The organism is Brevundimonas sp. (assembly GCF_036402095.1).
GTDB lineage: Bacteria > Pseudomonadota > Alphaproteobacteria > Caulobacterales > Caulobacteraceae > Brevundimonas.
Window position 1 is genome coordinate 1 of the sequence record NZ_DASWTO010000141.1, and the last position, 3,193, is coordinate 3,193.

A 3,193-nucleotide genomic window follows, 5' to 3' on the forward strand; every position below is an offset into this window, starting at 1 on the left:
GGAACGCGAGCGCGAGGCGCTGGGGGCGGTCAACCTGCTGGCCGAGGGTCAGGCGGGCGAGGCGGACCGTGCGGCCCGGGCGGCGGAAGCGGCGGCGTCGTCGGCGCGGGAGGCGCGGGCGGGGCTGGCGGCGCGGGCCGAGGCCGCCGCCGAGAAGCTGGCCGAGACCGAGGCCAATCTGCGCGAGACGTCACAGATGTCGCCCGAAGAGCTGGGGCAGAAGCTGCAGGACGACGCCATCGCCCGGCCGCCGGACGCCGCCGGGGCCGAGAGCCTGCTGTACGGCCTGGAACGCGAGCGCGAGGCGCTGGGGGCGGTCAACCTGCTGGCCGAGGAAGAGGCCAATGAATACGGCGACCGGCTGCAGACGATGAAGGTCGAGCGGTCGGACCTGACCTCGGCCATCGCCAAGCTGCGCGACGGCATCGACGAGCTGAACGCCGAGGGCCGGGAACGGCTGGTGGCGGCGTTCGACATCATCAACGACAACTTCAAGACCCTGTTCGAGGCCCTGTTCGGCGGCGGCCAGGCCGAACTGAAGCTGGTGGAGAGCGACGATCCGCTGGAGGCGGGGCTGGAGATCTACGCCTGCCCGCCGGGCAAACGGCTGTCGGTGATGAGCCTCATGTCCGGCGGCGAGCAGGCCCTGACGGCGGCGGCCCTGATCTTCGCCGTCTTCCTCGCCAATCCGGCCCCTGTCTGCGTGCTGGACGAGGTCGACGCGCCGCTGGACGACGCCAATGTCGACCGCTTCTGCCGCATGCTGGACGAGATGCGGAAGCGGACGGACACCCGCTTCATCGTCATCACCCACAACCCCGTGACCATGAGCCGGATGGATCGGCTGTACGGCGTGACCATGCCCGAGCGGGGGGTGAGCCAGCTGGTCAGCGTGGACCTGACCCAGGCGGAAGAGATCGTCGCGGCCTAGGAGACGCCTGTCTCCCTCACGAAATGGAAGGCCGTGATCGCGTAGCCCTCGCGGAAGTAGAAGCGGTGGGCGCGGGTGCGGTGCGTGCCGGAGATCAGCGTGGTGGTGGGGCAGCCGAGGGCGACGGCCTGGTCGTTGAGCCAGCCGATCATGGCGGCGCCATAGCCTTTCGAACGATGCGCCTCATCGGAGACCAGATCCTCGATCTCCAGACGCCAGCCGCAGTAGGTGGTCTCGAACACGCGCCACAGGGCGATGGCGCGGACCTCGCCCTCGTCCACGATCTGCGCCAGCCGGGCGCCGCCGGGGATCAGCCGTTCGACCTGCGCCGGGTAGTCGGCCTCCAGCAGGGGACGCAGCTGCCGGTGCAGGGTCTCGCCCTCGAGCAGCAAGGGCCGGCGCGCGGCGGGATCGGCGACGGCCAGGACATGGCCGGTGCGGAAGTCGATGCGGGTGAAGGCGGTCATGCCGCCAAGCTGGCTCGGGCGCCGCCCGGGTTCAACCCCGCCCCAGAACCTCGTGCCGGAGGAACAGACCGAAAATGGCCGGGCCCTCGACGACATAGCGGCGGAACATGCGCCGGGGCTGGGTCATCAGGCGATGCAGCCACTCCAGCGACAGGGCCTGATAGACGCGCGGCGCACGCTGCTGACGGCCGGTGAGGAAGTCCACCGAGGCTCCGACGCACAGGGCCACGCCCGTCTTGCGGCCGGCCGCCCTCAGCGCGTGGGCGAAAAGCTCCTGTTTCGGGAAGGAGACGCAGGCCAGCAACACGTCCCACTCCGCACGGACGGCCTCGTCCACCGCCGAATCCCAGACGCCGGTCCCGGGAGTCAGGCCCATCGGGGCGTCGATGAAGGTGAAACGGCGGTCCGGATAGCGGGCCGTCAGGTCGTCGAAGGCGCCGCGGTCGGGGCCGAACACGCCGATGGTCAGATCCTTCGCGACCGGCGAGGCGAGCAGGTCGGCGGTCAGGTCGGAGCCGGGATAGACGGCCAGGGCCTTGCCCCTCAGCCGGGCGAGATGGCCGAGGATGCGACTGTCGCAGACCTTCAGATCGGCCGCGCCGTAGACATCGGCCTCGACCCGCCCGTCCATCAGCTTGATGACATGGTCGACGTTGGGCGTGACCACGAAGGCGTAGCCCTCCCCGCGCGCCAGGGCCGCGACGCGGCGCAGCAGCGCGGGCCGGTCTCCGTCGGCGAAGTCGAGCGTCATGAACCGCGTCATCGCTCGAGCCTACTCGCCAGCGGGTCAACGGGCGGTTACGACTGGCGCATGAACACGGCGACGCTCGCGGTCCTGCTCGGCCTGACACTGGCGACGCCGGCCTGCGCCGAGCCGGTCCCGCCCGCGCAGGACGGTCCCCGTCTGGTGCTGACCGGCGTGGGACGGTTCGCCGTGCTTGCGGACCTTTCGACCATCAGTCGGGACGGCGACGGGGTCCGGATGCGGTCGCTGCAGGTCGCCGAGGACGATTTCGAGGTCGGGGGACAGACCTACTGGGGCGGCTGGTCCTGGTGGGCGTTCGACTGCCGCGCGCGCACCGCGGACCGGCTGGACTTCGCCTCCGTGCGGGAGGGCGGCGCAGAGGGGCCCGCCACTCCGGACGCGGCCCCAGCCTACCCTGCTGCGCCGGGCGGGGACGCCGCCGAACTGCTCGCCGTGGCCTGCGATCCGGCCTCGGCCGGAGAGGCTGACGCGGACAGTCTCGCGGACGCGGTCAGGGTCGGGCGGGCGGCGCTGCGCCACGCGAGTTGAGCCGAGCCGAAGCCGGCCTTCGAACCGGATCGGCCTATCCCGGACCGAAAACGGCGCGACCCGTTGCATATCGCTGAATCACAGAGATAGTGCCCTCGGGGATTTGGAGGGGGATTTATTCCATGAATACAATACTTAAGGTTGCCTGCGCCAGCGCATTCCTCTTTGCCGCGACCGAGGCGGCGGCGCAGGACATGACACCGGGGCTGGACGGGCCGATGCGGCAGGTGTTCGCCGCGCCGGTCGTCGCCGGCTACATGACCACGCCCACCGACGACGGGTCGCTGAAGCGCGCCTGGACGTGGCTGTTCCTGAAGGACGCCATTCCCAGCGGGGCGGACACTCTGGCGCTGGAATGGGAGATCGACTGCGCGGCGCGCACGTCGCGGACCGTCCGGACCGCCCTCTATGCCGGCGCCACGCACCTCAAGACCGACGCCGGGCCGGCGGAGCGCTCGGCGCCCGCCGCCGGGACGCCGGGGGCGATCACCCTGGACGCCG

4 protein-coding genes and 1 pseudogene are annotated in these 3,193 nt (G+C 71.1%); 3 read left to right on the top strand and 2 right to left on the bottom strand.

Annotated features, from left to right (window positions below; genetic code table 11):
* Positions 1-931: pseudogene (locus VGD32_RS10105) on the top strand (chromosome segregation protein SMC); the annotation flags it as partial.
* Here the strand turns inward: VGD32_RS10105 and VGD32_RS10110 are convergent.
* Positions 928-1,398 carry a GNAT family N-acetyltransferase gene (locus VGD32_RS10110; RefSeq protein ID WP_331031765.1) on the bottom strand — a complete coding sequence of 157 codons (471 nt, stop codon included), beginning with the start codon at positions 1,396-1,398 and terminating at the stop codon, positions 928-930. The pseudogene VGD32_RS10105 and the gene VGD32_RS10110 overlap by 4 nt on opposite strands.
* A gap of 31 nt (positions 1,399-1,429) precedes the next feature.
* On the bottom strand, positions 1,430-2,161 hold the full coding sequence (locus VGD32_RS10115) for a WecB/TagA/CpsF family glycosyltransferase (RefSeq protein ID WP_331031766.1): 732 nt from the start codon (positions 2,159-2,161) through the stop codon (positions 1,430-1,432).
* A 48-nt stretch (positions 2,162-2,209) separates the two neighbouring features.
* On the opposite strand from VGD32_RS10115, the gene VGD32_RS10120 reads away from it, so the two are divergent.
* Together VGD32_RS10120 and VGD32_RS10125 are read left to right on the top strand one after the other, a co-directional pair.
* Positions 2,210-2,692: a surface-adhesin E family protein gene (locus VGD32_RS10120; RefSeq protein ID WP_331031767.1), complete on the top strand. Its 483-nt coding sequence runs from the start codon at positions 2,210-2,212 to the stop codon at positions 2,690-2,692.
* 122 nt (positions 2,693-2,814) lie between these two features.
* Positions 2,815-3,193: hypothetical protein (locus VGD32_RS10125; RefSeq protein WP_331031768.1), on the top strand; the 379-nt coding region annotated here is incomplete at its 3' end.

Coding starts and splice junctions, on each gene's coding strand:
- VGD32_RS10110 (WP_331031765.1), bottom strand. CDS start 1,398: ATGACCGCCTTCACCCGCATCGACTTCCGCACCGGCCATGTCCTGGCC.
- VGD32_RS10120 (WP_331031767.1), top strand. CDS start 2,210: ATGAACACGGCGACGCTCGCGGTCCTGCTCGGCCTGACACTGGCGACG.
- VGD32_RS10115 (WP_331031766.1), bottom strand. CDS start 2,161: ATGACGCGGTTCATGACGCTCGACTTCGCCGACGGAGACCGGCCCGCG.